Source organism: Streptococcus marmotae (genome assembly GCF_001623565.1).
Lineage (GTDB): Bacteria > Bacillota > Bacilli > Lactobacillales > Streptococcaceae > Streptococcus > Streptococcus marmotae.
In genome coordinates this window covers 1,456,748-1,480,506 of record NZ_CP015196.1, presented here as the reverse complement: position 1 = coordinate 1,480,506, position 23,759 = coordinate 1,456,748, and the positions used below count along the sequence as shown (strand labels likewise).

25 protein-coding genes and 2 pseudogenes are annotated in these 23,759 nt (G+C 41.2%); 6 read left to right on the top strand and 21 right to left on the bottom strand.

The genetic code is table 11. The features are described 5' to 3' along the window. The first annotated feature begins 7 nt into the window (after nucleotides 1-7). On the top strand, nucleotides 8-856 hold the full coding sequence (locus A4H00_RS07445; RefSeq protein WP_067088788.1) for a helix-turn-helix domain-containing protein: 849 nt from the start codon (nucleotides 8-10) through the stop codon (nucleotides 854-856). 81 nt (nucleotides 857-937) lie between these two features. On the opposite strand, the gene A4H00_RS07440 is transcribed toward A4H00_RS07445, so the two are convergent. Beyond that, nucleotides 938-2,101 carry an MFS transporter gene (locus tag A4H00_RS07440; protein WP_067088784.1) on the bottom strand — a complete coding sequence of 388 codons (1,164 nt, stop codon included), beginning with the start codon at nucleotides 2,099-2,101 and terminating at the stop codon, nucleotides 938-940. A gap of 185 nt (nucleotides 2,102-2,286) precedes the next feature. Here A4H00_RS07440 and A4H00_RS07435 point away from each other — a divergent pair, with 185 nt between their 5' ends. Further along, a complete protein-coding gene (locus A4H00_RS07435; protein WP_067088781.1) occupies nucleotides 2,287-3,435 on the top strand; it encodes a cobalamin-independent methionine synthase II family protein in 1,149 nt (382 codons plus the stop codon). A gap of 64 nt (nucleotides 3,436-3,499) precedes the next feature. Here the strand turns inward: A4H00_RS07435 and A4H00_RS07430 are convergent, their stop codons facing one another. From A4H00_RS07430 to A4H00_RS07370, 14 genes and pseudogenes are all read right to left on the bottom strand, one after another. After that, complete coding sequence (locus A4H00_RS07430) at nucleotides 3,500-4,855, bottom strand: sensor histidine kinase (RefSeq protein WP_067088779.1); 1,356 nt, start codon at nucleotides 4,853-4,855, stop codon at nucleotides 3,500-3,502. After that, nucleotides 4,855-5,508 carry a response regulator transcription factor gene (locus A4H00_RS07425; RefSeq protein ID WP_067088776.1) on the bottom strand — a complete coding sequence of 218 codons (654 nt, stop codon included), beginning with the start codon at nucleotides 5,506-5,508 and terminating at the stop codon, nucleotides 4,855-4,857. Before A4H00_RS07425 ends, A4H00_RS07430 begins: the two co-directional genes overlap by 1 nt. Before the next feature lie 193 nt (nucleotides 5,509-5,701). Next, complete coding sequence (locus A4H00_RS07420; RefSeq protein ID WP_067088772.1) at nucleotides 5,702-6,325, bottom strand: ABC transporter ATP-binding protein; 624 nt, start codon at nucleotides 6,323-6,325, stop codon at nucleotides 5,702-5,704. Nucleotides 6,326-6,335: 10 nt separating this feature from the next. Beyond that, nucleotides 6,336-7,703: an ABC transporter permease gene (locus A4H00_RS07415; protein WP_067088768.1), complete on the bottom strand. Its 1,368-nt coding sequence runs from the start codon at nucleotides 7,701-7,703 to the stop codon at nucleotides 6,336-6,338. A gap of 27 nt (nucleotides 7,704-7,730) precedes the next feature. Continuing rightward, nucleotides 7,731-8,999 (bottom strand): ABC transporter permease, encoded by a 1,269-nt coding sequence (locus A4H00_RS07410; protein ID WP_067088764.1) that lies wholly within the window; start codon nucleotides 8,997-8,999, stop codon nucleotides 7,731-7,733. 359 nt (nucleotides 9,000-9,358) lie between these two features. Further along, nucleotides 9,359-9,922, bottom strand: a complete 564-nt coding sequence (locus A4H00_RS07405) for a TMEM175 family protein (protein ID WP_067088760.1) — start codon at nucleotides 9,920-9,922, stop codon at nucleotides 9,359-9,361. Nucleotides 9,923-9,925: 3 nt separating this feature from the next. Continuing rightward, entirely contained in the window at nucleotides 9,926-10,978 is a 1,053-nt protein-coding gene (locus A4H00_RS07400) for an LLM class flavin-dependent oxidoreductase (protein WP_067088756.1), read from the bottom strand. A gap of 3 nt (nucleotides 10,979-10,981) precedes the next feature. Further along, nucleotides 10,982-11,119 (bottom strand): hypothetical protein, encoded by a 138-nt coding sequence (locus A4H00_RS11860; protein ID WP_157770993.1) that lies wholly within the window; start codon nucleotides 11,117-11,119, stop codon nucleotides 10,982-10,984. Beyond that, nucleotides 11,116-11,772 carry a DsbA family oxidoreductase gene (locus A4H00_RS07395; RefSeq protein ID WP_067088753.1) on the bottom strand — a complete coding sequence of 219 codons (657 nt, stop codon included), beginning with the start codon at nucleotides 11,770-11,772 and terminating at the stop codon, nucleotides 11,116-11,118. Before A4H00_RS07395 ends, A4H00_RS11860 begins: the two co-directional genes overlap by 4 nt. Before the next feature lie 110 nt (nucleotides 11,773-11,882). Beyond that, nucleotides 11,883-12,206, bottom strand: a complete 324-nt coding sequence (locus A4H00_RS07390; protein WP_067088750.1) for a hypothetical protein — start codon at nucleotides 12,204-12,206, stop codon at nucleotides 11,883-11,885. Continuing rightward, nucleotides 12,203-13,123 carry a thioredoxin-disulfide reductase gene (gene trxB / locus A4H00_RS07385; protein WP_067088746.1) on the bottom strand — a complete coding sequence of 307 codons (921 nt, stop codon included), beginning with the start codon at nucleotides 13,121-13,123 and terminating at the stop codon, nucleotides 12,203-12,205. Before trxB ends, A4H00_RS07390 begins: the two co-directional genes overlap by 4 nt. A gap of 9 nt (nucleotides 13,124-13,132) precedes the next feature. Beyond that, nucleotides 13,133-13,480 (bottom strand): annotated as a pseudogene (gene trxA / locus A4H00_RS07380) (thioredoxin); the annotation flags it as partial. A gap of 766 nt (nucleotides 13,481-14,246) precedes the next feature. Next, entirely contained in the window at nucleotides 14,247-15,980 is a 1,734-nt protein-coding gene (gene ptsP / locus A4H00_RS07375; protein ID WP_067088739.1) for a phosphoenolpyruvate--protein phosphotransferase, read from the bottom strand. A gap of 5 nt (nucleotides 15,981-15,985) precedes the next feature. Next, complete coding sequence (locus A4H00_RS07370) at nucleotides 15,986-16,249, bottom strand: phosphocarrier protein HPr (RefSeq protein ID WP_067088737.1); 264 nt, start codon at nucleotides 16,247-16,249, stop codon at nucleotides 15,986-15,988. 335 nt (nucleotides 16,250-16,584) lie between these two features. Between A4H00_RS07370 and nrdH the strand changes: the two genes are divergently transcribed. The 4 genes and pseudogenes from nrdH to tnpA all read left to right on the top strand — a co-directional run bounded on the left by nrdH (nucleotide 16,585) and on the right by tnpA (nucleotide 20,909). After that, nucleotides 16,585-16,809, top strand: a complete 225-nt coding sequence (nrdH, locus tag A4H00_RS07365; RefSeq protein ID WP_067088734.1) for a glutaredoxin-like protein NrdH — start codon at nucleotides 16,585-16,587, stop codon at nucleotides 16,807-16,809. A 33-nt stretch (nucleotides 16,810-16,842) separates the two neighbouring features. Continuing rightward, nucleotides 16,843-19,002 carry a class 1b ribonucleoside-diphosphate reductase subunit alpha gene (nrdE, locus tag A4H00_RS07360; protein ID WP_067088731.1) on the top strand — a complete coding sequence of 720 codons (2,160 nt, stop codon included), beginning with the start codon at nucleotides 16,843-16,845 and terminating at the stop codon, nucleotides 19,000-19,002. A gap of 307 nt (nucleotides 19,003-19,309) precedes the next feature. Next, on the top strand, nucleotides 19,310-20,269 hold the full coding sequence (nrdF, locus tag A4H00_RS07355) for a class 1b ribonucleoside-diphosphate reductase subunit beta (RefSeq protein ID WP_067088727.1): 960 nt from the start codon (nucleotides 19,310-19,312) through the stop codon (nucleotides 20,267-20,269). A 206-nt stretch (nucleotides 20,270-20,475) separates the two neighbouring features. After that, nucleotides 20,476-20,909 (top strand): annotated as a pseudogene (gene tnpA / locus A4H00_RS07350) (IS200/IS605 family transposase). A gap of 138 nt (nucleotides 20,910-21,047) precedes the next feature. On the opposite strand, the gene A4H00_RS07345 reads toward tnpA, so the two are convergent. From A4H00_RS07345 to A4H00_RS07320, 6 genes are read right to left on the bottom strand one after another with little or no spacing between them, the layout of a single operon-like run. Next, complete coding sequence (locus tag A4H00_RS07345) at nucleotides 21,048-21,716, bottom strand: CPBP family intramembrane glutamic endopeptidase (protein WP_067088724.1); 669 nt, start codon at nucleotides 21,714-21,716, stop codon at nucleotides 21,048-21,050. 10 nt (nucleotides 21,717-21,726) lie between these two features. Beyond that, a complete protein-coding gene (locus A4H00_RS07340; protein ID WP_067088721.1) occupies nucleotides 21,727-22,473 on the bottom strand; it encodes a DUF3169 family protein in 747 nt (248 codons plus the stop codon). Between the two features lie 40 nt (nucleotides 22,474-22,513). Then, on the bottom strand, nucleotides 22,514-22,693 hold the full coding sequence (locus tag A4H00_RS07335; RefSeq protein ID WP_067088719.1) for a hypothetical protein: 180 nt from the start codon (nucleotides 22,691-22,693) through the stop codon (nucleotides 22,514-22,516). Continuing rightward, complete coding sequence (locus A4H00_RS07330; RefSeq protein WP_067088716.1) at nucleotides 22,690-22,887, bottom strand: hypothetical protein; 198 nt, start codon at nucleotides 22,885-22,887, stop codon at nucleotides 22,690-22,692. Before A4H00_RS07330 ends, A4H00_RS07335 begins: the two co-directional genes overlap by 4 nt. 44 nt (nucleotides 22,888-22,931) lie before the next feature. Next, nucleotides 22,932-23,138 (bottom strand): helix-turn-helix transcriptional regulator, encoded by a 207-nt coding sequence (locus A4H00_RS07325; protein ID WP_067088713.1) that lies wholly within the window; start codon nucleotides 23,136-23,138, stop codon nucleotides 22,932-22,934. After that, nucleotides 23,122-23,337 carry a hypothetical protein gene (locus A4H00_RS07320; protein ID WP_067088710.1) on the bottom strand — a complete coding sequence of 72 codons (216 nt, stop codon included), beginning with the start codon at nucleotides 23,335-23,337 and terminating at the stop codon, nucleotides 23,122-23,124. The genes A4H00_RS07325 and A4H00_RS07320 overlap by 17 nt, the downstream gene beginning before the upstream one ends. Between the last annotated feature and the right edge of the window lie 422 nt (nucleotides 23,338-23,759).

Here is a 23,759-nt window from a genome sequence, read left to right as displayed (position 1 = left end):
TGAAGAGATGAGATGGGATTATGGAAGTGTCTATAAGGAGATTCGTCGGGCGAAACAGCTCAGTCAAAAGCAGGTCTGCGGAAACCACCTCAACCGTAGTACCCTCGTACGCTTTGAAAACAACGAAACAGTCCCCTCCTACGAGCATATGCACTTCCTGCTCCAGCAAGTGGACATGACCTTTGAAGAGTTTGAATACATCTGCTACTCTTACCAGCCTAGCCAAAGTCAAAAACTCCTCTATGAGATTGACAATCTCAAGTTTCCTAGCCGAGAAAAAATGGAGGAGCTCGTCTCGCAATGCCAGGAAGTCCTCAAGCGACAGCCAGACTCAGTACCCATTAGACGAAGAATGCTCGTGCTTCAAGCTGTACTTGAACTACAAGAACCTTCAAAAAATTCTAAAGATATCATTGACCGACTCCTTTGGAGGGAATTATCCGCCTATGATATCTGGTATCACAATGATATTCGATTGGTCGGTAGTATCATCGGACACTTCCCCATTGAAACTCTTGAAATCGTCTCTGATTTGCTACTGAAACATCTCGAAAAGTTTGGGGATTATAAAAATATTCAAGTTACTGCCCTCTCCCTGTATAGGCAGTTATCAAATATCTTTTTAAATCATCATCTCACTGAGAAAACACAATTCTTCGCTGAAAAAACCATTCAACTCGCCAAAGAGCAAAAACGCTACGACTACCTAGCAACGGGGCGGATCTATCTAGGACTGGCCACTGATGATGAGCAACTCATTCAGTCTGGAGTAGATCTATTAACCATTACCGAGGAACATGAGTGGCTCAAAAGGATGCAGCATATCATTGACACACAAAAAAACTCTAGTGAGTAAGATTAGCTCCTTCCTTCTAGCTCGCATTCTAGTCGCTAACAATTTTCCCATAAATTACCTCTAATCAGCTTCTTCTTTTCATCACACAATCACATCTTCTTTTTCAATCAAGAAAATCGTGACTATCATACCAAGTGTCACAAGGAGTAGACTGATAATCAGGGGTATCCAAGAAGCTGCAATCGAATAGCTATACCCTAAGGCAGCAGGTCCTATCGCTGCAATGAGATAGCCTCCGGTCTGAACCATCCCTGATAAGCGAGCCGTTGCTTGACTATTACTAGTTTTTAGGGACAGCGACAACATCATGTAAGGGAACAAAGCACTGACAGATAAGCCGAGCAAGAGATGAATAATCAACCACATGATAAAGGTTGTTGGTGTGAATAACATCAGGACGAGACCCATTAGGGTTAGGCAAGATAAGCCAGTCATCATGATTGCTCGTTGCTCTTTTTTCAGGCGTGAAACAATTCCAGGAATCACCATGGAAACAGGTATACTCACCAAGCTAAAAATCCCAGCTAAAAATCCTGCCTGAGCTTGAGCTAAACCTGCGGTTTGTGCCATCGTTGGCAACCATGTCAACTCGGTGTAAAAGAGCATGGATTGCAGACCGCTAAAGACTAGAAAAATGACCGCATACTTGTTCTTCCAAAGCGATGAAGTTGCCATTACTTCTGTTTGGGCAGTATGATGATTCTGTCGCATATTTGGGAGCCAAAACAGAAAAGCTAGTCCGACAAAGCCTGTCACCAAGATGATAAAGAAAGACCATGATGTTGCTGCCACAATGGGAACAGCCACCATTGATGCTACCGTAGACATGAGCCCCATCATCGTAATGTATAAGGTGGTATACAGACCAATCTTATGCGGAAAGCTGGCTGCAACGATACTGGGCAATAGGACATTAATCATGGCAATCGTTGCCCCGACTAGAATCGTTCCCAGATATAAGAAAGGGAGATTGACAATCCGCAACAGCGAGCCGATTGCCATAGTGAGTAAGACCCCACTCATCAACCGCTCCATGCCAAAGCGATTGGCTAATTTCGGAGCGATAGAAGAGCAGAGAGCAAACATGAGAAGCGGAATAGAAGTAAGAAGACCCAACTCACTGACCGACACTCCCAAGCTACTTGCAATATCTGTTAAAATCGGAGGAATGGCTGTAATCGGCACGCGCATCACTGCTCCTAACATCACAATTCCTACTGCAATAAAGACTGATTGTTTCTTCATAGAGACCTCATTTTTCTAACGTTCACTGCGGTTATTATATCATATTTTACGGAAAGAAGATAGGTGGGAGAGGCATTCCGATAAGGTATAGTTTTCAACTATATCCTTTCTTTTAAAATAACTATTTTTCTTTTCCCTCTATTTTCGATAGAATAAAAACATCAACGAGAAATGGAGAAACGAACATGACAAGATCAAGATTTCAACTCGTAGGCTCACTCCTACGTCCAGCTGATTTGCGGGACTACAAGACGCAAATCGAGCACCGTGATGACATCAACTATCCTTTCTATCAAGATTTTCCAGGCTACCAAGAAACGGAAACTAAGGATATCAAGGCGATTATCGCTGAACAAAAGGAAAATGGCATTGACATCGTGACAGATGGTGAATATTCAAAATCAATGTGGCATCTTGACTTTATCTGGGGTTTCAAAGGTATTGAGCGCTATATCGCAGAGCATGGTTATCCATTCAAGGATCATGACGGTGGACATTTTGAAACACGTAAGGACATTGGTATCCGCATTACGGAAGAATTATCTGGGAAAAACCACCATTTTATCGACATTTACAAATTGGTTCAAGCTGAAGCAGGAGATACTGCAACAAAACTAACCATCTGGGGGCCTGCCCATGCCTTTACCGAACTCTCTGTATTTGACCGCCTATATGGAGAAGAGCAGATTTACCCAACAGCAGAGGCATTACAAGCTGGAGTTGTCAAGGCCTACAAAGAATTCCTTGAAGATTACAAGGCCGCTGGTGGTAACATTATTCAATTCGATGACTGTCTCTGGGAATTATTCGATGAGAACAATCCAGCTAGTTTCTTTGCTGAGGGCAATGCCGCCTTATCTGGTTTAGCAGATTCCTTCGTCGCACTCAATAATGAGGTAGTCGATTTCGCTCATGAACTTGGCTTGACAGTTTGGACTCACAACTGCCGTGGAAACTACGAAAGTCGTCATGCAGCTGGTGGCACCTATGAAGCTATCGCTCAGAAATTCCTCCGTGACCAACACTATGACCGCTTCTTCCTTGAATGGGATGACGAGCGTGCTGGAGATTTAAAAGCACTTGAAAGCCTCAAAGATTCCAAGGCTGAAATCGTCTTAGGCCTCCTTTCTAGTAAGACCAACACCCTAGATGATGAAGATCGGGTCTACCAATTACTCGAGCAAGCTAGTCAAATCATTCCAAAAGAACGCCTCTACCTTTCTCACCAATGCGGCTTTGCCTCATGCGATTCTGGAAATGAATTGTCTGCTGCTGAACAATGGGCTAAAATCAAACAAGGCCAAGCGATTGCAGAAAAATTCTGGGCAAACTAAAATTCCCACTATAACATACGAAAAGCATAGAGACCTACCTGTTTCTATGCTTTTCTTCTATCCTCTAAAAGAAAATGCTAAAACGCATCCACTTCTCATCAATTGCTTCAAAACGGTAGGTCAACTGGTGCTGTTCTAAAATCTGCTGTACAATAAAGAGACCTAGTCCTGTTCCACCGTCCTTGCGGCTACGACTGTAATCCGGTCGATAAAAAGGTTGGAAAATCTGCTTGATTTGCTCCTTGCTTAAGATTTTTTCTGCCTCATTTTCAATGACCAGCTGGTTTTCATCTACGGATAACAAAATCTCCCCACCAGCCTTCGTATAATGAAAGGCGTTGTCTAAAATATTTTTGATGGCCTTGAGTAAATACGTTTGATTGCCTTCTACCTCTAGCGGTGACAGCTTTGCGATAAAGTGATACCCTTCTACAGTAGCCAAGGTCTGGTAAAATCCAACCTGCTCTTCCAAGACATCCGATAAGGAAAAGACACTGGTTTCTTCTTCTACATCCTGCATTTCTAACTTGGAAATCGCTAGAATGGATTGGACAAGCTGGGACTGCTCTTCCAGTATTTCACGGCATTTTTTGAGGTACTTGTCTCGATCCTTAAAATCGCCAATTCCATAAATCATGCCGTCTACAATGCCCAGCATACCTGCAATCGGTGTCTTAAGTTCATGCGAGGTCATCCGTAAAAATTCGGCCTTGCTTCGCTCGCTTTCTGCAACTTTCTCGTTTTCCAATCGCAAGGCCTCCATATTGCGCAAGAGGCTTTCATAGAGCGTATTGACATCCTGCGCCAAATCCGCAATTTCATCGTTTCCATTGACTTGGCAAAGAACATCTGGGGATAAGCTGACCATTTTTCGGGTTGTCGCAGAAATCTCCTTGAGCCGTCTGGTCGAAATTCGGCTATAAACAAAGGAAAGGCTGATACCTAAACACAAAGAAAAGAACAACAAATAGGGAGACAACTCAAACAGTACCTGACTGGCATCTGAAACAGGCTGCAAGGAATACTCACCTTCTAAGGTATAGCTTTGACCTTCTGCATCTGTGATGATTTCTGTTAGTTGAGCCCGCTCATTATCTGCGGCAATAAAAGGACTGACTTGGACGGCTATCCCTTCATCTGAGGTCTCTACCTTTGGATAGTGGAGTTTTCCTGTCGCATCCGACAAGGCATACCACATACGCAAATTCTTTTTATCATAGTAGGTCAGAAGAGCCGTCATCTCATCTTCAGACTTTCCCTGAATGCTTTGAGAAACTTGTGTAAATTCCCGTGTTACTTCTGCGGTTTTAACCGACTGATAATATATCGGCATGACAAAGTACAAGGTCGTCAGTAAAGCCGTTACGACAACAAAGACCATTCCGCTGACCAAGAGAAAATGTTTTTTAGCGATTTTCACTAGTCATCTCTCCCCAACTGATAACCCATACCGGTGATGGTCACCAAAGGAATTCCCGGTATCTTCTTCCGAATATTCTTGATGTGGTTATCCAGAACCCGCGTATCTAATTCGCTATAACCCCAGATAACATCCATCAGCTGCTCTCTGGTCACAAGGTGGTACTTGCGTTTGGCAAGGGTTTCGATCAACTCATACTCTGTCTTGGTTGGGGACATTTTCTCCCCTTTCCAATAAACAGTGCAGTCTTCTAAGGATACACGTAAGTCATCAACGATAATTTCAGAATAGGTGATAGAACTGCGTAAAACATTTTCAATTCGTTTCATCAAAATTAAGGGCGAAAACGGTTTAGTCACATAATCACTGATTAAATGGTTGAAGCTGACGAGCTGGGTATATTCATCATCAAGAGCTGTTAGCATCATCACTGGTACCTGAGAAGTTTTGCGGATTTCTTTTAACACATCTAGACCACTGACAGTTGGCAGCATAATATCTAAGAGGATCAAGTCAAAGCTGTCTTGTTCAAAATAATTTAGGGCTTCTTTGCCATCTACTGCTGCCTTCACTTGGTAGCCATGTTCTTTTAAAAATTCACAAATAACTTGGTTGATAGTTGCATCGTCTTCAACGACTAAAATTTTGTACATTCTTGCTCTCCTTTTCCTACTCTACTCGCTTTTTTGAAAAAGTTCCCTCTTAATTATACACTAGTTTCAAGAAACTTTCTGCTTATGGCCCAAAAAACAGACAAAGTACAGATAAGCTTTGTTCCTAGACTTGCACAAGAATACTGGCTGAATCGGTTATTTCCATCCAGCCAGTTCTTCTTTTTTTCTTTTATCAACGAAATTGACCATTGCGTAAAGTCAACTGCACGTCCGCCATATTGGCCAAGGCCTTGCTATGGGTCACCATAATGACACATTTCTTCTCCTCATGGGCAATGGTTTTTAGATGCTCTACAATATCGATTGCAATGTCTTCATCCAAATTACCAGTAGGTTCATCTAGTAGCATGACGTTGGCACCAGAAACGAGGGAACGGGCAATAGCTACCCGTTGCTGCTGCCCACCTGATAATTGCAGGATATTGCGATGAATCTGCTCTTGGGATAAGCCCAAATCGAGCAAGACCTGTGGAGCAGCTTTTTTATTCACTAAGCGAATATTTTCCAAAGGAGTAAGATAGTCTAGCAAGTTGTAATTTTGAAAAACCAAGGATACATGGTTTCTGCGATAGGCTTGATAACCAATTTCTCGGACATCTTGACCGTCGAGCAATACCTGACCTGAGGTTGGCTTGTCTAGTCCTGCTAACAGCGATAATAAGGTGGTCTTTCCAGTTCCTGAATGGCCGACAATGGAATAAAAAGTCCCTTCTTCAAATTGGTAATTCAAGTTTTGAAAGACGGATTGCTGACTAATACTTGCATAGGTATAGGATAAATCTTTAATCGCTAACATACTCTTCTCCTTATGAAATCTTCGTTAAAATATCTTTTGGCTTATAAGACATCAGCGGTATGCTTGCAATGAGAATACCGACTACAATCAAACCAGCACATACGACCAACATCTGAGACAATTCTCTTGGTGTGAATTGTACTTGGAAATGCTTGACGGTTTGCATAATCAAGTCCGTCTGGCTATCTGCACCAAGACTATAGCCTCCTAACTGTTTCAAAATATCCGCACGTACTGTTTTCGCAACAGAGTCTACTGTCTGGTTAGCAAACGATTGTCCCAGCATTTGTCCTAAGAGACTAGCAATCGCAAAAGCCGGAAGGGCTAAGAGAATATTTTCAAGGATGTGTTGAGCCATAATATCCCATTTTGAACGACCAAGCGCTAGTAGCACACCCGATTCACGTAAACGACTTTGACTATTAAAAATCAAGAGCAAGATGAGTACGATAGCACTTGTGATAATCGTCCCAATCAAGAGCCGTTTGACCGTCTTTTGCAAAAGAACAATACTCCGATTATAGGATTTTAGAGCAGGATTTTGCTCGGTTAATTGATAATTTTGCCAGTTAACCGTATCAACTGTCTGCTTAATATTGGCAATAAATGCCTTGGTGTCTGCAGATTTTTTCAAGGTATAGGTTGCTTCACTATAGAGGGTTTTTCCTGTTTCAAAACCAAATAATTCACTGGCTATTGTCGTATCCGATAAGAGAGTATTAGAAACTAATTCATCACTATAGTTTGGCCTATTAAAGGTTTTTCCTTTGAAAATTCCAATGATTTCTGCTTGAATTGGTGTCTTATCTGTCCCAATATAGCGAATCGGGTCACGACCAAGTGTCAACTGATCTCCCACTTTTAAATGGTTATGCTTGGCAAAATCTTCGTGGACAATCACCTTATGCTTGTCTCCTGCTGTGATATGCCGACCACTGACAAGACTGAGCATACCGGTTGTAAACCGATTATCCTTCTCACTGGTCGAAATCCCTTCAACATTGACTACTGTTTCAAGATTTCCAGGACGATAATCCCCTTCGCTCGTTCCAATAGGGACAGGTTTTGCATTTTCTAAACTAGCAAAGGATGAAACGGATGAAACAAAGCTCTCCACATCTGGATGATGGCCAATTTCTTGCAGAGCTTTTTCGGATAATTCTCCTGATCCATACCCATCTCCAACAAAAATGTTGCTGGCAGATAATGTAACCGTCTGGGCAATATTATTTTTTTCAATAACCTTTCCCGACATAGATTTTGATAGGGCCATGACCGCCACTAAGGAGCTAGCAACGGTAGCAAATAGGAAAAAGGTAACCAGATTTCGGACTGTTTTTCGTCGTAAATAATACAACGCTCTCGTAATAAATGACATGATTTCTCCTTTATATCTTCATATAGCTTATAACATCATTGCAAATATTTTTTTCGGTGAATACCGAAGCAGTGACAAACAAGAAAGAAGCACTGCTCCCACAGACAAGCCTAAGACACTGCCAACAATCAAGAGTATATCAAGAGGCGCAAGGCGAACAGGGTGAGAAAGTAAATCTTTTACATAGTGATGGTTGGCCAAGAAGACAGCCGGCAACCATTCGCCATTATCGGCATTCTCGTAACTTGTTTTCAGCATATCGCTTAGCAAGACTTCCCTTAATGAAGGAAGAAACAGGTTTGTCACTACTAGACCAATCGTCAAGGTGATACTTGCCAGAATCAGTACTTCCAGCATATACTGGAGTAGGATTTCCATCCGACTTTTACCCAGCGATTGTAAAACCCCAATCTCCAATTGCCGACCCTTCATCCATAAATGAAGGAAAAAGAGAAGAACGAGGTGACTAAGTACAATGGTCCCCCATAGAATCCATTTGAGAAGACCTTGCTGGCTATTCAAGGTTTTTAAGAACAGTTGAATACTGGTATTTTGTGTTAATTGATAGTCTTTTAGTTCTGTTCCTGCCTGCAGGCAAGCTCTAGCCTGTGTCATATTTGCTTCATTTTTAGCATGATAAATACTGGTATGGTAGCTATACTGAGGATTCAATTGCTCAAGAGTTTTTCTTGTCGTTAAAATAGTATGTTCAAGTGTATCGCTTTCCCTATTCGCAAAGGGAGAATGTTTGGTCTTAAATATGCCCTCAATCCGTAAGGCTAGCTTTTGACCTGTTGTTGATGTGATTGAAATAGTATCTCCTACAGCAAGATGATAGCGATTAGCAAGATTACGACTAATGAGAGCCTCACTACCACTGTTTTCATTTAAAAAAGTTCCTGCTTCCAATACCAATTCCTTGTCGACCAACTGGCTTTTTTCAAAGAAATCTTGATTGACCAAACTATAAACCCTTGTTTGTTCAGATTCAGTCTCTCCAATTGTCACTTCTTCTGAAATTAAATGATGGGCGTTCAGATGATTTTCAGACACAACTTCTTCAAAATAGGTTCGGCTTGCAGGATTCACTTGTGCGGCTGGAACATCTCTCAATCGTGTCACAAGGGATTGGTGCAGTTGACTATCTGATAAGCGTTTCCTATCTTGGGTTAATGATGTATTGAGGCTAATCAGTAGGCTTAGGGCAATACTAATAAATAAAAGAAACGTGGTTAAGATAGCTGTTTTAACCGGATGACGCTTAAGATACAATCTCGCACGGGTAAAGGAATTCATCTCTTCTCCTTTCTGATGCAATCAGTTCAAAATGGGTTTAATACTGACAATAACTGATGAAAATGCAAGTGGTAAAACAGGCCTGTCTATCTTTCCTAACATCAATCTGGCCTAGCTACACTTCCTCATTTTCTATCCTAAGCTCAGTATAACAAACGCCTATCTTCTTTCTCTATCGGTCACCTATTTTTTCTCTACGTTTTGATTGCTTCTACCCCCTCCTCCCCTTTTTCTGACCCATTTCAACAAATTTTCAGAAATTCAGAAGTATCACGTTTTTTATTTTCCTCAACAAAAAAACAGACCTCAAAAGAAGTCTGTCTAATATGCTAACCTAACCATGTTCGTTGTCTTTAATATTATTTTCGATCACTCAAAAATCCGTAGATGACATTGACAATCATAAGTAAGGGACCAAAGGGGATGAAGGATGGAACCAAATACCCCACAAGTAAAATGACTAATAATTGAACAGCATAAAGCTTCGCCCAGCGATAGGGAATTCGTTTATCGTCCAAGGAAAGTTGTCTGGAAGTTGATTTCAACAAGACAGTGGCCATGATGACCCAGGCGACATCCCACAATCCTAAGATAAGGATATAAAATAAGAGGGCAGAAAAACTACCAGAGTATTGACCAACAGCTCTCGTTGCTAGGGGCACCAAGCTGGCCGTTAAGAGCCAGACGCTATTTGCGACAAACACACGAAAGGTCATCTGATCCAGCAATTGAAAGAGCTCGTGATAGTAGAGCCAAACAGTCATAATCTGCAAGAAACTGGCGATGTAGACGAAGACCATAGGAAGAATACCCACAAAGCCAGAGAGTGTTAATTCTTGTGGTAATTGCAATTCTAACGCCATAATCGTGACAATAATAGCCAAAATAGCGTCTGAGAAGGCTTCAATTCGTTTTTTATCCACTGATTATCCCTCGCTATTCTCTTTCTGAATGACCTTAGCTAGCAACTCATACGACCTCGCTTGGGCTGTTTGGTCATAAATGAAACTATTGGCCATGATTTCATCCATCTGCACACGACTGTGTAATTGGGCAATTTGACGAGCTACGGTATCTGGACTTCCAACCAAGGTGACAGCCGACATTTGTTGCACAATCGCTTTTTCTCTTCGGATGAGGGAATCCTTTGTAAAAGCTACCGGCCCAAAGTGAGGAACTTTTTCCGCAGCGACATAATGCCGCCAAACGTCGTCCTCGCTCGCCTTAGGAGGCTGTAATCCTTTCTGGGCATTGGTCACGATACTCAAGAACGTCTGAGTCTGGCTGGTCGCTAAAACCTTTGCCTCCTCATCTGTTTCAGCAAGAATGGCATTTAAAGCTAGGATAACGTACGGTTTATCCAAGTAGGCAGAAGGTGTAAATTCCTGCCTGTAAATCCGAATCGCCTCTTCCATAGCTGCTGGTGCAAAATGCGCCGCAAAAACATAGGGTCGTCCCAGTTTAGCAGCCAAATGAGCAGAATCCGTACTTGAACCTAAGATATAAAATGGTACATCCAGCCCTGCAGCCGGGTAGGCATGGACAGATGAGCTATCTTTAAAATAGGACTCCAATTCTGCCAAATCCGTTTCAAAATCTGGATTGAGATTATCCGAACGCCGTAACGCTCGTGCTGTTTGCATATCTGTCCCTGGCGCTCGTCCCAAACCCAAATCAATCCGCTTTGGATACAGGGTTTCAAGCGTTCCATATTGCTCCGCAACCAGATAAGGGCTGTGATTAGGGAGCATGACACCACCTGAACCTACTCTGATAGTGTTCGTCTGCGACAGCGTATGCTGGATAAGAAGCTGCGTTGCACTACTCGCGATGGTTTTGCTATTGTGGTGTTCGGCAATCCAATACCGCTTATAGCCAAAACCTTCTAATTGTTGAGCCAGCTCAACCATATCCTCTATCGCTTCGTGAAAATTCTGGCCCGACCGCAACGGCACCAAATTTAAGGCTGATAATTCCATCCTTTAGTCCTTTCTTTCTTCGAAATCATCTGCATTTTCCTGCTGTAACCCTGTATCTATCATACAGCCATCAATTCCGCAAACGAGTGAAGCACCATTTTCACTCTCAGATCCAAAAAAGTCCATTTTCAATTCTTTCATTTTTTATTGTTCCCTTCCTCTGCTTGAACTTGTTTGAGGGCTGCAAGCATGTATTCATACGGTTGCGCACCTGAGATACCATATTTATTATTCAGCACAAAGAAGGGCGCTCCTTGCACTCTAGCTTCTTGAGCTTCTAGGATATCTTGCTGGACAGCAGTGCTAAAGTCCGTTCCTTCAAGCAAAGCTGTCACTTCTTCTTGCGGTAGGCCCACTCCCTTTGCCGCTTCCAGTAAAACCGCTGTATCAGCAATCGAGGCATGCTCTTCAAAATAGAGTTGATAAAGTTTCGTGATAAGGCGATGATGCGTCTTTTTATCCAAACGACTTTCTGCCCATTTGATGAGACGGTGTGCTGAAAAGGTATTTGTCGGGATGGCTCCTGCAACATCTAGCTTGAGGCCTTCTTCAGCTCCCATATCTGCCATGTGCTGAAACTGCATCCTTGCCTGCTCCTCAGTCATACCATGACTAGCCGCAAACTGCGTCAACATGGTTTCATCTGTTGCTAAAGGAGCATGAGGATTAAGTTGGTAAGCCTTCATTTTCAAATCATGAGGATCCAAGCCAACTGCTTCCATCGCACGTTTCATACGGCTTGCACCAATATAGCAAAAGGGACAAGCAATATCTGACCAATAACTAATTTCCATAAGGTTTCCTTTCTATTTATCACGATGCCTTTGTAAGCAAATTTTCTCAAACAAAGCCGACATAAGTTCAATTTTTGATAGATTGAGTTCTACCTCACTCCAACCATCTCCTATATCCCTAAACGAGATGGTTTGTCGTTTGTAGCAGGGCTTGTCGTGCCATATCCATATTCCTCCTTTGTCACTAAGCGGCCTTGCTCAAAGATTAATAGGCTCGTCATAGAGGGATTGAGGGCATACAGAGATAGCAACCTTGGCACTTGAAACAAATCCGCCTGATACAGTGGCAATCCCTTCTCCTTGGCTAAAGCAAGAAGCACTCCTTGCTCTACTGATGCAATACTGCACTGATTGGGAGACACAAGGAGGGCTAGGTGCCCCATTTCCTGTAAGAGTTCGTCCAGTTCTAGGCTAGACGTGATTGTCTTTATCATTTATTTTCAATAAATTCTAAGGTATCCAAGGCTGCGACTGCACCACTGGCTGCTGCAGTAACGGCTTGCTGGTACTTAGAATCTTGAACATCACCAGCAGCAAAAATCCCTGGCACAGAAGTCTTAGAAGTCCCTGGCTGCGTCTGAATATAGCCTTTGGCATCCAATTCTAGTTTTCCTCCCAGAAATTCCGTATTTGGATGATGACCAATTGCTACAAAAAGCCCATCTGCCTTGAGGTGTCTAACCTCACCAGTCGCATTATCCCGAATATCCAGCCCCGTCATTCCCATCATGTCTGAATGAACCTTAACTGGAGTTGCATTCAAGACCCAGTTAATCTCCTTATGACTTTTAGCTCGCTGTACCATGATATCAGACGCACGTAACTCATCTCTACGGTGGACAACTGTAACTTTAGAAGCAAAGCGAGTCAAATAGATAGCTTCTTCCATGGCAACGTCTCCACCACCAACGACAATAATTTCACGATCCTTGTAAAAGAAGGCATCACACGTTGCACAGGCACTAACACCTTTACCGATTGCTTCTACTTCCCCTTCAATTCCTAGGTAATTCGCACTTGAGCCAGTCGCAATAATAACAGCCTTGGTTTCCAGCATTTCGCCAGAATCAAGGTGCACTGTAAAAGGAGAGCTTTCTCCTTCGATTTTTTCAACGAAACCAAAGGTCATCTCTGTTCCAAAAGAGGCTGCTTGCTGACGCATATTTTTGACCAGTTCATTCCCGTCAATTCCCTTTTCAAATCCTGGATAATTCTCAACCAGCGTAGTCGTTGTAAGCTGACCACCTTCTGAATAGCCCGTAATCAATCGATTTTTAAGACCTGCTCGACTAAGATAGATCCCCGCCGTATAGCCCGCAGGGCCTGAACCAATAATAATTGCATCGTACATTTGTTTCTCCTATAATTGACTTGAAATCTTCTCTGCCAATACCTTCTTTGGTTGGACACCAAGCGTGGCATCAACCGGCTTCCCATCTTTGAAAAGCACAAGGGTGGGAATAGAACGCACATTGAAGAGTTGGGCTAATTCTGGGGATTGATCCACATCCACCTTGGTCACACTCGCTCTTCCTTCAAATTCCTGAGCCAACTCTTCAACGATAGGCTCCATCATTTGGCAAGGAGGGCACCAGGTCGCACCAAAATCTACCAAGGTAACACCTGATTCAATTTCTTTTGCAAAGGTTTCGGTTGTTAATTGTTTTGTCATCGTCTTTTCTCCATTCTTTTTATTTAGTGACTGTTCTTCTCGTTCATATCCATCAACATCGTTTGTTCATTTCTTAAACCCTATTCAACATTTTTGTTGAATAATCCTTTCAAAATAATAGATGACCGAATTGTTATCAATTCAATCATTTTGTTGAATAGTTATATTTTAACAGATGAAAAATAGAAATCAAGTATTTTGCTCAAAACATGAATAGACAAAAAATCAGTTTGAAAAATCCATCAAACTGACCATGTACTGTTTTAACATTCTTCACGTTTGCCCCACTTCCAATCGGCGAAACTGCGATTGAGGCTGAAAGTAGGATAGCCTAAGGATTGCAAATTCCACAAATACTAGACCATTTTCCGATAAATCAAGCAGCCTGTCAGCCAAAAAAGCCTCTTAAAAACCAAAACACGGCAAAAAGACTCGCTCCTAGTATAAACTGCTCCCTGTCATTTGGATAATCTTCTACAGTAGTTCAATCAAAAGAAGATTCTTTTTGTCACCTGAATTTTTTAGCATGAGCATTTACCAACTTCCTCTGATTGTTTCAAAAATATCTATTGAACACTGATCCATCACTTTACGTGCTACTAAGATCCCTTATTGTATCATGAAGCTTGGTTGCATGAATTATAACATCGGGGAGATTGTCCCAAATATTACGAGACGCTAATCTTGTCCTATACTATCCAGCTACCTTTTGCATCTCTTAATGCGTAAAAAACAGCCCACTGGGCCTGACTCGCTCGCATATTTCCTGGCTCGTGAAAAAACAGCCCACTGGGCTGTTTTTTTAATCAAAATTTACGTATTCTTTTTGCAAAGCTAGGACTTCTTCTGCCGTTGCGCATTCTGTCAATGCACGGTTTGCATATTCTTGCATTTTCACAGTATCCAATTGTTTCATCAAGCTACGTGTACGAAGGACGGAAGTTGCACTCATTGAGAACTCATCCAAGCCCATACCTACGAGAAGCGGTACCGCTTTTTGGTCACCTGCCATTTCTCCACACATACCAGCCCATTTGCCTTCTGCATGTGCTGCTTTGATTACATTGTTAATCAAGCGAAGGATAGATGGATTATATGGTTGGTAAAGGTATGAAACTTGCTCATTCATCCGGTCAGCAGCCATTGTGTATTGGATCAAGTCGTTTGTACCGATTGAGAAGAAATCAACTTCTTTTGCAAATTGATCCGCAAGCATTGCTGCCGCTGGAATCTCAATCATGATTCCGACTTGGATGTTATCCGCAACTGGAATACCTTCTGCAAGCAATTTTGCTTTTTCTTCTTCATAGATTGCTTTGGCTGCACGGAATTCTGTAATCAGGGCTACCATTGGGAACATAATCCGCAATTGACCATGAACAGATGCACGAAGAAGAGCACGCAACTGCGTACGGAACATTTGATTTCCAGTTTCAGAAATCGAAATACGAAGGGCACGGAAACCAAGGAATGGGTTCATTTCATGTGGAAGATCGAAATAAGGAAGCTCCTTATCTCCACCAATATCCATTGTACGAACGACAACCGGTTTGCCATTCATTCCTTCAAGGACAGCTTTATATGCTTCATACTGCTCATCTTCTGTTGGGAAGTCTTGTGAATCCATGTAAAGGAACTCTGTACGGTAAAGACCGACTGCTTCTGCACCATTGTCATTCACACCTTCAACGTCTTTTGGTGTACCGATGTTGGCAGCCAATTCAAAATGCTTGCCGTCAGCTGTGACTGTTTGAGCGTCTTTCAACAAGGCCCATTCTGCCTTTTGCTTCGCATAGGCTTCACCAGCTTCTTTGAAAGTAGCGATTTGTTCTTCTGACGGGTTGATAATCACTTCACCAGTAATACCATTTACCGCAAGAACATCGCCATCTTTCACCATTTCAGTGATGTTATTTGTACCAAGAACAGCCGCAATTTCAAGTGTACGCGCCATAATTGCTGAGTGACTTGTACGGCCACCGATATTGGTAACAAAGGCTTTTACAAAGTTCTTATCTAATTGTGCTGTATCAGAAGGTGTCAAGTCATGTGCAATGACGATTGATTCTTCTGAAATGGCTGCAGGATTCGGCAAGCGAACACCCAACAAATGAGCCAAGACACGTTTTGTGACATCGCGAATATCCGCTGCTCGCTCCTGCATGTATGGGTTGTCTTCCATGCCTTCAAAAATAGCAATGAACATATCTGTGACTTCTGTCAAACCAGCTTCAGCATTGACTTTTTTTGCACGAATCGTTTCTTTGATTTGACCAACCATCTCTGGGTCACCAAGAACCATCAAATGGGCATCAAAAACAGCTGCCGCTTCTTCACCAAGGCTTGCTACTGCGTTCTCTCTAATAACAGAAAGCTCGTTTTGTGACGCTTCTAAAGCAGCATCCAAACGAGCTTCTTCTGCATCTGTATCTGTAACTGCAACAGTTTCAAATGACAAATCTGGTTGAACGAGTAGATATGCCTTCGCAACCGCAACACCATCAGATGCTGCAATTCCTTTAAGCATTTCTGTCATACTCTTTATGCCAAACCTTCCTTGTTCATTGTTTCAGTAATTGCTGCGATTGCATCATCAGCATCAGCACCTTCAGCAGAGATTGTTACATCAGCACCTTGACCAACACCAAGACTCATCACACCCATGATAGACTTAAGGTTTACTGATTTGTCTTTGTAGTTCAAAGTGATATCTGAAGCAAATTTGCTAGCTGTTTGCACAAGCAAGGTTGCTGGACGTGCGTGGATACCTGTTTCTGCCACAATGTGGAAATCTTTTGAAGCCATAATTGGATTCTCCTTTATTTTTTTCAATATTGAAGGTTATTTGTGATAACCCTTACAATCGACATTATACCATTTTTTGAAATCATTTTCAAGAATTTTTTATCTTTCTTTCAAAAATAGTAAGAGCTGTAAACCTCTCTTCCGTCGTATTTTCACTTAAAAGAGGTGAAAACTTATTGTAAGAAAACAAAAAATACCAAGACTAGCCTAGCTATAGCTTTTTATACTATATATAGTGTTTTCTGATTTGCTAAAACACTATATTTAGTTTTTTCGGTTGACAATCTTGCTTTTTCATTGTATCCTATATGGGTGATTAAAAAAAGGAGAACGATATGATTACTGTTTATTCAAAAAATGATTGCGTGCAATGCAAAATGACCAAGCGTTTCTTGGACCAACACCAGGTTCCATTTAAGGAAATCAACCTTGATGAGCAACCTGAGTTTATCGAGCATGTCAAAAGTCTCGGCTTTTCTGCTGCCCCTGTCATCGAGACTGAAACGGAAAGTTTTTCTGGTTTCCAACCCGGAAAATTAAAAAATCTTGTTTCAGCTTAACACCCACTATAAATAGATAGAAAGAGTTACAATATGAGTTTGAAAGACTTAGGAGATGTTTCCTACTTCCGTCTAAATAATGAAATCAACCGTCCAGTCAATGGACAAATCCCACTTCACAAAGACCAAGAAGCTCTCAAGGCCTTTTTTAAGGAAAATGTACTCCCAAATACCAAATCATTTGTGAGCATTACAGAAAAAATTCAGTACCTATTAGACGAAAACTACTTGGAGCAAGCCTTTTTAGAGCAGTATAGTCCTGCTTTTATTGAGAAATTAGCTCAGTTCTTGCAAAAGCAGAACTTCCGCTTCAAATCGTTCATGGCAGCCTATAAATTCTATAATCAATATGCTCTCAAAACCAATGACGGTGCCTATTATTTGGAAAGTATGGAAGACCGCGTTCTCTTCAACGCTCTATACTTTGCAGAAGGCAACGAAGAATTAGCTATGGACTTGGCAAATGAAATGATCCACCTCCGCTATCAGCCTGCAACCCCAAGTTTTTTGAACGCTGGTCGTGCTCGCCGTGGAGAGCTGGTATCTTGTTTCTTGATCCAAGTGACAGATGACATGAATGCGATTGGTCGCTCCATTAACTCAGCCCTCCAACTCTCTCGTATCGGTGGTGGCGTTGGGATTTCCCTCAGCAATCTGCGTGAAGCAGGTGCTCCTATCAAAGGCTACGAAGGAGCTGCTTCAGGGGTTGTACCTGTCATGAAGCTCTTTGAAGACAGCTTTTCTTACTCTAATCAATTAGGACAACGTCAGGGAGCTGGAGTCGTCTATCTCGATGTCTTCCACCCAGATATTATTGCCTTTCTTTCTACTAAGAAAGAAAATGCGGATGAAAAAGTTCGCGTTAAAACCCTATCTCTTGGAATTACCATTCCAGATAAATTCTACGAATTGGCACGTAAGAACGAGGATATGTACCTCTTTAGTCCCTACTCTATCGAGCGTGAATATGGTATTCCATACAGCTACATTGATATTACTGAAAAATATGATGAATTAGTTGCCAATCCAAAGATTCGCAAAACTAAGATTAAGGCTCGTGACTTGGAAACAGAAATTTCAAAACTCCAGCAAGAATCTGGCTATCCTTATGTCATTAACATTGATACGGCTAACCGCAGCAATCCTGTTGACGGCAAAATCATCATGTCCAACCTTTGCTCAGAGATTCTCCAAGTTCAGACTCCAAGCGAATTGAACGATGCACAAGAGTACCTCAAAATGGGGACAGATGTTTCATGTAATCTGGGATCAACCAACATTGTCAACCTCATGAAATCACCTGACTTTGGTCGCTCTGTCCGTACGATGACACGCGCTTTGACCTATGTAACAGACCATTCTCATATCTCAGCTGTACCGTCTATCGAACATGGAAATAGCCAAGCCCACTCAATCGGACTGGGTGCAATGGGACTACATAGTTTCCTGGCCCAAAACTTGATTGATTATGGATCAGCTGAAGCGGTTGAATTTACCAATATCTACTTCATGCTCCTCAACTACTGGACATTGGTCGAGTCAAACAACATTGCCCGTGAACGCAAGACCACCTTCCACAACTTTGACAAATCAAAATACGCAAATGGATCTTACTTCGATAAATACATCACTGGTGACTACCAACCCCATTCTTCTCGTGTCAAAGAACTCTTTGAAGGCATCTTTATCCCAAGTGGAGATGATTGGGCAGCGCTTCGTGACAAGGTACAAGCAGACGGCCTCTACCATCAAAACCGCCTAGCAGTTGCTCCAAACGGATCAATCAGCTATATCAATGATGTTTCTGCTTCGATTCACCCAATTACCCAGCGAATTGAAGAGCGCCAAGAAAAGAAAATCGGTAAAATCTACTATCCAGCAGCAGGTCTTGCAACAGAAACCATTCCATTCTACAAGTCAGCCTATGATATGGATATGAGAAAAGTTATCGATGTCTATGCTGCTGCTACCGAGCATGTCGATCAAGGACTATCACTAACCCTCTTTATGCGCAGTGACATTCCACAAGGTATCTACGAGTGGAAGACAGAAAACAAACAAACCACACGTGACCTTTCAATCTTGCGCAACTATGCCTTTAACAAGGGTGTGAAATCCATCTATTACGTCCGAACCTTTACAGATGACGGTGAAGAAGTTGGCGCAAACCAATGTGAAAGCTGTGTGATTTAAGAAGCTGTATTTATAAGCGAAGTTATTCTAATTAGGAGCTTATTTTACGATAATCAAGGCGCTTTTTTGAAGGAAAACGGGCTGTATTTCGAAAAAAAGCAACGATATGTAGCGGAAAATAAGTCCTGAATAGAGTTGCTGAGTTGAGAATACAGGTTCTAAGATAAATAGAACGGAGTGTGGATAGGATTTCATGGAAATCACGATGAAGCCCACTCCCTCTCTTTTTGCATAAATCGCTATCCTTTAGACCACTCGCTAAAAATATGGTATAATGGTCTGAATACTGTAATAGAAAGTGATACTTATGGAAACTTACTACAAAGCCATAAACTGGAACGCAATTGAAGATGTCATCGACAAGTCCACTTGGGAAAAATTAACCGAGCAATTCTGGCTCGATACCCGTATCCCACTTTCGAATGACTTAGATGACTGGCGGAAATTAAGTGCAGAAGAAAAAGACCTGGTTGGAAAAGTTTTCGGCGGCTTGACCTTACTTGATACCCTTCAGTCTGAAACAGGTGTTCAGGCACTTCGTAACGATATTCGTACACCACATGAAGAAGCCGTCTTTAACAATATCCAATTTATGGAGTCGGTCCATGCCAAATCCTATTCATCCATCTTTTCAACCCTCAATACTAAATCTGAAATTGATGAGATTTTTGACTGGACCAATAGCAACGAATACCTCCAACGCAAGGCTAAAATCATCAATGAGATTTATGAAACAGGCTCTCCACTTGAAAAGAAAGTAGCGAGTGTATTCTTGGAAACCTTCCTTTTCTACTCTGGTTTCTTTACACCACTCTACTATCTTGGAAATAATAAACTAGCCAACGTAGCAGAAATCATCAAACTGATCATTCGTGACGAATCTGTGCACGGTACTTATATCGGCTACAAATTCCAGCTTGGATTTAACGAATTATCTGAAGATGAGCAAGAAAAGCTCCGAGACTGGATGTATGACCTCCTCTATCAACTTTATGAAAATGAAGAAGGCTATACAGAGAGCCTCTATGATGGTGTGGGCTGGACCGAGGAAGTCAAGACCTTCCTTCGCTACAATGCTAATAAGGCCCTCATGAACCTAGGGCAAGATCCACTCTTTCCTGATTCAGCCGATGATGTCAATCCAATTGTCATGAACGGTATCTCAACAGGAACATCTAACCACGATTTCTTCTCGCAAGTCGGAAATGGCTACCTCCTCGGTAGTGTTGAAGCCATGCAAGACAATGACTATCTCTACGGTTTATAATATCTAAAAAGCAATTAAGTTGGCCTTAATTGCTTTTATTATGGCTTCAAGCCAGTTCTTCTCGCAGAGAAGAACAAGAAAACCACCAGCTAAGCTGGTGGCTAACAAGGCTTCTAGCTTTCATTTATTTTTCCTAGTATAATCTAATTGCTCAGGTTAGATAAAGGGGGAGTAAAAGCAGTTATAGTTTATCACACACCAAATGGATGTGCAAATATCATATTGTCTTCACACCGAAGTACCGAAGAAAAGCCATATACTACAAAATTAGGCAGGATTTAATCGATATTTTCCGTCATCTATGCCAATATAAAGGAGTTGAAATTATTGAAGGTCACATGATGTCAGATCATGTTCACATGTTAGTTCTCATTCCTCCAAAACTTGCGATTTCTGATTTTATGGGCTATCTGAAAAGTAAAAGTGCCTTAATGATATTTGATAAACATGCGAATTAAAAATATAAGTATGGAAATCGCAAGTTTTGGGCAAGAGGCTATTACGTCAGTACGGTAGGATTAAACGAGAAAACTGTTGCGAAGTATATCCGTGAGCAGGAAAAGACTGACATCGCTCTTGATTCTTGAGTGTTAAAGAGTATGAAGATCCATTTTCAGATGGAGGTTTTAGAACAAGATAAAAGCCCGTTGTGACTAGCATTAGTCAAGTAATAGAAGCTAACCTGAACGAAGTTCAGCGAGCGTCTTTAGACGCCCGCTGGAGGGAAACGGCTTATAGCCGGTGTACAAGCCACCCGTTTTCACGGGTGGTTATGACTTTATAACAAAATCGTCACAAAGGATAAGAGATTGTTGGCGAAATGCAGTCCGACAGAGTAGCGCAAATCTCGTTTTGCCAAGTACAGCCATCCTAGACTCACTCCCATGGTAAAATAAATCAAAAAGTCTGATAACGTACGTGGCCCATGTGCCAAGCAGAACAGACCACTGCTCAAGAACAAATAGAAAATGATACTAATCTTTTTTGTTAAAGTTGGGAAGAAGTAACCCGCAAACACCCCTCTAAAGAGCAATTCTTCCATAATAGGTGCAAACACGACAACTGCAAAGAAAGAAAAGAGAGGCTGTGATAAGACACTTTGTTCTACAAGCTGTTGGTTATTACTAGGAGGAACTGGCAGAACCTGTTGCCCAACAAGGACTAGGAGAAATAAACCGATTGGATAGAGGATGTTAGACATCCACGGTTTTGGCAGTTCAATTGTAATGTCTTTTTTGCTATAGACATACTTCCAGTAGAGATAGGACATTGCTGTCAGAAAAACGAGACCAATCACTCCAAAAATCGGCACCATACGCTCTACCCATTCAGCAGGTATATCAGGTCTCTGATGTGCTACCATATCAAACGTTAATAAACCGGCTCCATTTAAATAGGCATATAGGGCAAGAAACCATAAAACAATGCGAATAAGTATTTTTTTCATCTTTTTCTCCTTATTTAAAATAATTCCGTACTCGTTTAAATTGTTGGACATTGATATAGATATGAATAAAAGCAATCACTAGGTAGGCTACAATCTGTATCTCACCAGTTACCATAGAAATTATAAATAAGACAGCATAGATGATCGGAAGAATCCGTTGATTTAATCCAAAAACGATGAGAAAATTATTTTCAAAGATGGACTCTCTTTCTCCCTCATCATAAGAATAGATATAGTCTTTCAGTTCTTGTAAAGTAGGAAATAATGAGATAGAATGTTCTCTAATTTTACTAGTTAGCTTGTATAGATTCTTCTGCAATACAACTAAACTCACTAAGAAACAGACATCTACTAAGGAAAACTGATAAGATAGAGCATCCTCTAAATCGACCAAGTTCATTCCTAGAAACAAACTCAAAATAGTCAGTGCTCCTGCAATATCGAAGCCGATAGTCGCATATTCAAGAGAACGAAACGTTTTTCGATAAAATCGATCATACTCATCATCCTCTAGTTCATTCTCACTATAATATCTGTAGTCTTTCTTTGCAGAATCCAAAAAATGCAAACTGCTACATATTATAACAATGAACGTTCCTCTCGCAATCCACACGAGGGAACTTTGAAGACTCTTAAAGGATAGATAGTCTCCAGTATAGCCAACAACAAATCCTGCTAAGAAAGCCCCAATAACTCCCAACAATGCCCCTAACAAAAATAATGTACTAAAATACCTTACTCGTTTCCATTTTTTCATCTTTTCGTCCTCCTATTCTTCCTTTTTCATCTCATCTTTTTTACTTTTTATCTATAGCAAAATTCAAACTCATACTAGATACAAGCAGTGCAATGATAATCACATCTTCCTTCTCAAAGGTTTGTTTTAGCAACAATCTTACCATCGTAACAATGATAGCAAGTGCAAAAACGAACCTTAGAACCATTCTCCCTGTAATAACGATTTCATTTTTCTTCATTTTTGATCTCCTTTGCTGTCTTCTTCTATCAGCAAGCAAAACAGAGCTGGTAGGATAATGAGAAATTCGTTTGTCACATCATAGTTTCCTGCAAAGATTTTCCCAGCTACATAGCCCATCATAAATAGTCCAAATAGCAACGCGACTACTTTAAAAGATATCTCATTTCCTGCTTGAATCTGTTTCTTTTTCATATTATTTCTCCTACTCTCACTCTACTTCATGCTTGATGGAAGAACTATTCTTCTTCCACCAAGCGAAAGACTTGCTCCAAGGGTTCGTCGAATATTTGTGCAATTTTTAAAGCAATGATGACCGAGGGTGTGTATTCTCCCCGCTCAATCAGGCTAATGGTCTGTCTCGACACCTCAGCAGCCTTGGCTAGGGCTGTTTGGTTTAACCCATCTCTGGCTCGTAATTCCTTGAGCCTATTTTTGAGAATCATGCATGTCAGCTCCTTTCTTTAAAAACACTTTTATTTTTTGATAAAAGCAAATTCCTAGCCTCATTAGTAACACTGGAAAATAACGATTTTCTCTCCCAAATCCTGTATGTAGCACCTTAATAAGAAGAATGAAACTTGCTATCCCAAAAAATCCAAATAAAAAACTTATCAGAACTTCCTGCATGATTTTCAGTTTCATAGCATCTTCTTCCTTAACTTGATTTTATTGTAATACATCTTTTTCGTTTTGACAACTATTTTTGTCAAAATTGTTATGATAGTTTTCAAAAATGTGAAATGGGCAGAAATAAAAAAGAGACTAGTTTCCATCCGAACCATCTAAGAAAGTAGTACAAATGTTCCCTTTGATTTTCATTGAATATTAAAAAAATCGAAATAGTTTCAAAAAAGAAAACCAGCTCCAACTATTTCAGCTGAAACTGGTTCGATTATTTCCTTCATAGGTCTACTTGTTACTTGAATAGCAGACTGACTAAATCTTGAGGTTGGCTGAACCTGAAGAACAGTCGCTAAAGAAATCCACTAATTTGTTAAGACAAACTGGTTCACTGGACATCTAAAGAAATCTACCGGGTGAACCTCGCTTTCGAATTTCTAGGC